Consider the following 4869-nt stretch of genomic DNA (forward strand, 5'->3'; position numbering starts at 1 on the left):
CGGGAACGTCCCGCTTCGCGGGACGTTCCCGAAAACCAGCGCCACCCCAGGGAACCGACCTGACAGGGTTGACGAAACAGATAGGGGCACCCCCCAGGGCCACTGGGCGCACCCTGCCGGCGCTGCCGCTGCCCTACTCATCGAGCAGTCCCGCCCCTACACCGCTGCCGAGGCTGCACGCTTCTGGGCCACGCACCGCCGGCTGCGCACCGCGATGCCGCACTACCGCGACGCCCTGGCCACCATCGCCGAGCGCGCACGGCCGCTGAAGGACCTGGACGGCTGGACGCTGCACCGGCTCCGCCACAGTGCCCTGACGCACGATGCGGAGGGCTGCACCTCCACCCCGATGCTGCCGGCCTGCTCCCGCCACGCCCCCGTCCGCTCCCTGGAGTGGTACGCCCGCCCCGGCGTCGACGCGGTCGCCCGGCACGTCGCCGAACGCGACCCCGCCGCCCGCCGCCGGGGCTGAAGAGGCGCGCGATGGGCGGGCGCCGGGGGCGGTGGCCTTCATCCGTGACCGGCCATCGCGTCGGCCAGTTGCCGACGGGCCACGAACAGTGCCGTGTCCAGGTGGCGGGTGCCCGTGAGCACACACAGCGTGTATGTCGCATCTTCGAGCTGGCGGAGGGTTTCCGCGCTGTCGCTGGACACCAAACGCCGCCGGAGCGTCTCGCACCGTTCGACCAGCTCCCGCAGGAGCGAAGGATGCGCCATCACCACGGTCGCCTCCGTCCTCGCCCGTCTGGACTATCCCCTTCACTCATACGGTGGCAGCCAACGTGGGGCGCCGCACCTCGTGTCCCGATACATTGCGCGGTCAGCCAGTCAGATGCCGCTGGTCATCGGCATCGTGGTGTTCAGCCCGGCCCTGGCCTCCGTACGCCCGGCTGTTCCCGCTCGATGGTGAAGGCGCTGCCGGTGTGGGACAGCCGCAGCAGCCTCGCCAGCGCGTACGGGACCGCGCACAGGCGCAGCTGAATGCCGTCGGCCTTCGCCTGGCGGCGGCCAGCAGGGCGGACAGTCCACAGCAGTCGACGAACGTGAGCTGTCCGCAGTGGATGTCCACGCCGTTCGGATGCCTGCTCACGGCGTCGCGGAGGACGTCACGCACCGCCGGTGTGCTGAGCACGTGGACGTCAACGTGGATCGTGTCGTACACCGGCGCCCCTTCGAGATGCGATGTCGCGTCACTGGGTGGGGTTGTGCCTCCAGAAAACTCCCTGACCAGGCACCGTTTCCACCCCCTCGGGGACTGCCCGCCGCGCGTCCAGGCTGGTGTGGGCGGGCTTTGCGGGGCAGGCTGAGAAGTGCACCGGCTCGGTCACACCGCCGTGCGAAGGGAGGCGGGATGATCCGAAGCGCGGATATCCGTGAGTGGCGCACCCACGACGTCGTCGACGCGGGCGGCCACAAGAACGGCGTACTGGAAGCAAGCTACGTGGACACCAGCGGTGACGAGCCCGCCATGGCCACCGTCCAGGTCGGGCTGCCCACCCGCCGCCACCCGGTCTTCGTGCCCCTGGCCGGCGCGATCGTGGGGCCGGGTTACGTCAAGGTCGACTACGACCGGTCGCTGGTGAAGAAGTGCCCGGCGATCGGCACGGACGACGTCCTGTCCGCCGAGGACGAGGCCGCGGTCTTCGCGCACTACGGCCTGCCCTACCGGCCCGGCGCGAACGGTGAGCGGCAGCTCGCCCGCCGCTGACCGGCCCGTCAAGGAGGTGCTGTACGCCATGACGCTCTTCCTGCTCCTGGTCATCGCGGCGGTCGTGCTGGGCATCATCGGGGCCGTCGCCAAGGGGCTGTTCTTCCTGCTGATCATCGGCATCGTGGTGTTCGTCGCGGCCCTGGTGTACCTGGGCGTGCATCTGCGGCGCTCCCGCCGGCACCGCCGGACGCTGCGCTGAGACCGCCATGGGGCTGCCGAGCCGGAAGAGGGCCCAACCTGACCAGCCGGTCCCGGCAGCCCCGGCGGCCGGGCAGGCTCCGGGGCTGCCCGGCCGGTGGCGTGGTGCGTGCCGGGGGGTGGCGCGGCACCGACGCCGGTCTATCGGGTGGGCCACGGCGGGCGGCTTGCCAGCATCGTCCACTCCCGGTCCGCCTGGCCGGGCACGACACGCCCTGCCGACACCCGACCGGGCGGCCAGCGCGGCGTAGTTCGGCCAACCGCAAGGGACAAGGTGGCTTCCTGGGCGCGGTCTGTCCACTCCCCGTCGCTTCGGGGACCGGGGGGCGACCGAAGCACCAAGACGTCGCGCTGGAGAGCGGGCGCGTCGGCCTCGGTAAGTCGGCGCTGCGCCGGATGATGGTGGGATGTGGACCCGACCTGTACTCGTCTTCGACGGGGACTGCGCCTTCTGCACCACGTCGGTAACGTTCGCCGGGCGGCGACTCCGTCCCTGCTGCGACATCGTCCCCTGGCAGCGCGTGGATCTGCCGTCGCTGGGTGTCGATCAGCGGCAGGCCGAGTACGAGCTGCTGTGGGTCACGTCGGCCGGGGTGGTGTACGGCGGGGCGCAGGCCGTTGCGATGGTGCTGCTCGACTCCGGCCGGAGCTGGGCCGTCCTGGGCGGGCTGCTCCGTCTGCCACCCTTCCGCTGGGTCGCCCACTGGGCATACCGCCTCGTGGCGAACAACCGCGAACGGATGCCGGGAGGCACCCCGGCGTGCGCGGTCAACTCACCGCACTGACCATTCCCGCGTACGTGTGGGCCGTACCGACGCCCCGACGTATTGCGTATTAATTGCCTTTAAGCCCTTCCGGGGCGCGCCCGGGCGTGGCGCGGGAATTATTTCATCCTGCCGCGCCGTGACTATGACCTGGGTATATTTCGTTCGTGGGGCCTTCAATCAGCGCCCTCAGGTATTTTTCACTCGTTCACCCCTCACTCCTCATTCACCTCATGCTTAATCTCGTGCGTATCTCTTTCCGCGAGCACTCGCCTCTCGGGCGAATGTTCATTCGGGCTGTCAATGGAAAGAGGGGATTGATGAATTGCCGTGGTGGGATGTCCGACGGACTCTCACCTCTCCCCACGAAGAGAGTGGAATCATCGATGAAATTCAGTGCTTGGGGCTTGCCGGGTCGGCGCGCCCTGGCAACATCGATCGCGTCGGCAGTGATGGTCGCTGTTGCCGGGATGGTGATCACACCGACGCCTGCGCCGCGATCGCGACGGCCGTCCCCCTCGGGACGGCTGACAGCTTCGCGGTGCTCGCCGGTCAATCGGTGACCAACACCGGAGCCTCAACGGTCACGGGTGACCTGGGCGTCAGCCCGGGTACGGCGATCAGTGGCTTTCCGCCGGGACTGGTGAACGGCGCGACGCACTCCGCCGACGCGGTCGCGCTCCAGGCTCAGACCGACCTGACCACCGCGTACAACAATGCTGCGGGACAGGCACCGGACGCGAGTATCGCCGCGGACCTCGGTGGCCTGACCCTGGCTCCCGGCGTCTATAACGCGTCGTCCTCCATCGGGCTCACCGGCACGCTCACCCTCGACGCCGCCGGCGACCCCGACGCGGTGTGGGTCTTCCAGATCGGATCGACGCTGACCACCGCGTCCGCCAGTCGGGTTCTGTTGGTCAACGGTGCCTCACCCTGCAACGTGTTCTGGCAGATCGGCAGTTCGGCCACGCTCGGTACGGACACCACGTTCGTCGGTACGATCATGGCGCTCACCTCGACCAGCCTGAACACCGGTGCGGCGATCACCGGCCGCGCGCTGGCCCGCAACGGCTCCGTGACGATGGACACGAACGCCATCACCAGGCCTTCGTGCGCCACCACCGGCGGCACGACTACTGGTAGTACCACGACCGGGACGACCTCGGGTACGACTACCGGCACGACCACGGGCGGACTTCTCGGTGGTGTCACCTCGGGTGGCCTACTGGGTGGGGTCACCACCGGCGGCCTGATCGGCGGTAGTTCCATTGCGGGCAACACCGTCGGTGGTGGGAACACGGTCGGTGGCAACACGGTGGGCGGCGGCAACACCGTTGGCGGAACCGTGGGCGGCAACACGGCCGGGAACACCGGCGGCAACACGGCGGGCAACACGGCCGGGAACACCGGCGGCAACAACGGGGGCGGCCAGGGCAAGCCGTCGCACCACGGGAAGCCCGAGCACGAGGGCAAGCCGTCGCACCACGGGAAGCCCGAGCACGAGGGCAAGCCGGGTAAGCCCGACAAACCGAAGAAGAAGCAGGACCACGACAAGCCGGTCCAGCAGTACTGACGCTTCGCCGTACCGGCCCGGCGGGCGCACCGATGCGCTCGCCGGGCCGGACTTCGTATGCCCGTCAGGCACAAGGAAGTTCAGCGGAAGAGTTGTGAGAGGAGGCGGGATGACACCGACTGGCCCAGAAGACGTACTGAACGGGGGCGAACCGGTGGGCGTGAAGGCGCCGGGCGCCGCCCTGCCCGGTAGCCCCGGCACCGTCCGTCGCGCGCTGCCGAGGCCGCAGCGGGACACCCGACCCGGACCCGATGAGTTGTCGCGGCTACCGTTTCCGCTGCGCGCAGCTACGAGGGGTGCCGCGGTCCTGCTGGCGTGCGTGTCTCTGCTGCACATGTTCTTCCTGTTCCTGCACGTAGCTCCACTGAACCAGATTTCGCAGCGGTACGCCCGGCCGGTTCAGAGTTGGTTGTACCCGCTGTTCGAGCAGAACTGGCGGCTCTTCGCCCCCGAGCCGGAGTCGTCCGTCCCGCAGATCTCGGCCCGTACGGTCAGGACCGCCGCTGACGGCTCGCAGCAGATCAGCGGCTAGTGGCTCGTCACGCAGCCTTGGCCGGGTAATCGGTCCATGCTCGGATCTGTGAGTCGGGTGCGAAGGTTGTCTTCGGCTCGGCGCGGGCATT

At 69.3% G+C, this 4869-nt stretch carries 6 protein-coding genes and 1 pseudogene; 6 read left to right on the forward strand and 1 reads right to left on the reverse strand.

The window, feature by feature from the left end; genetic code table 11:
• Positions 1-472: pseudogene (locus tag AB0E67_RS36065) on the forward strand (hypothetical protein); the annotation flags it as partial.
• Between the two features lie 38 nt (positions 473-510).
• Here the strand turns inward: AB0E67_RS36065 and AB0E67_RS36070 are convergent.
• Complete coding sequence (locus tag AB0E67_RS36070; RefSeq protein WP_362035034.1) at positions 511-717, reverse strand: DUF5133 domain-containing protein; 207 nt, start codon at positions 715-717, stop codon at positions 511-513.
• A 634-nt stretch (positions 718-1351) separates the two neighbouring features.
• Between AB0E67_RS36070 and AB0E67_RS36075 the strand changes: the two genes are divergently transcribed.
• The 5 genes from AB0E67_RS36075 (at position 1352) to AB0E67_RS36095 (ending at position 4778) form a co-directional block, all read left to right on the forward strand.
• Positions 1352-1708 carry a PRC-barrel domain containing protein gene (locus AB0E67_RS36075; protein WP_362035036.1) on the forward strand — a complete coding sequence of 119 codons (357 nt, stop codon included), beginning with the start codon at positions 1352-1354 and terminating at the stop codon, positions 1706-1708.
• Positions 1709-1736: 28 nt separating this feature from the next.
• Positions 1737-1910 carry a hypothetical protein gene (locus AB0E67_RS36080; RefSeq protein ID WP_362035038.1) on the forward strand — a complete coding sequence of 58 codons (174 nt, stop codon included), beginning with the start codon at positions 1737-1739 and terminating at the stop codon, positions 1908-1910.
• Between the two features lie 406 nt (positions 1911-2316).
• Positions 2317-2694, forward strand: a complete 378-nt coding sequence (locus AB0E67_RS36085) for a DUF393 domain-containing protein (protein ID WP_362035040.1) — start codon at positions 2317-2319, stop codon at positions 2692-2694.
• A gap of 538 nt (positions 2695-3232) precedes the next feature.
• Entirely contained in the window at positions 3233-4246 is a 1014-nt protein-coding gene (locus AB0E67_RS36090) for an ice-binding family protein (RefSeq protein ID WP_362035042.1), read from the forward strand.
• A 319-nt stretch (positions 4247-4565) separates the two neighbouring features.
• Positions 4566-4778, forward strand: coding sequence for a DUF5819 family protein (locus AB0E67_RS36095; protein WP_362035044.1), 213 nt, complete (start codon positions 4566-4568; stop codon positions 4776-4778).
• The last annotated feature ends 91 nt before the right edge of the window (positions 4779-4869 follow it).

It is taken from the genome of Streptomyces sp. NPDC032161, from assembly GCF_040636995.1.
Classification (GTDB): Bacteria; Actinomycetota; Actinomycetes; order Streptomycetales; family Streptomycetaceae; genus Streptomyces.

What these genes read in the sequence shown, in the direction of transcription:
- AB0E67_RS36070 (WP_362035034.1), bottom strand. Translation starts at nt 717, where the DNA reads ATGGCGCATCCTTCGCTCCTGCGGGAGCTGGTCGAACGGTGCGAGACG.
- AB0E67_RS36085 (WP_362035040.1), top strand. Translation starts at nt 2,317, where the DNA reads ATGTGGACCCGACCTGTACTCGTCTTCGACGGGGACTGCGCCTTCTGC.
- AB0E67_RS36080 (WP_362035038.1), top strand. Translation starts at nt 1,737, where the DNA reads ATGACGCTCTTCCTGCTCCTGGTCATCGCGGCGGTCGTGCTGGGCATC.
- AB0E67_RS36075 (WP_362035036.1), top strand. Translation starts at nt 1,352, where the DNA reads ATGATCCGAAGCGCGGATATCCGTGAGTGGCGCACCCACGACGTCGTC.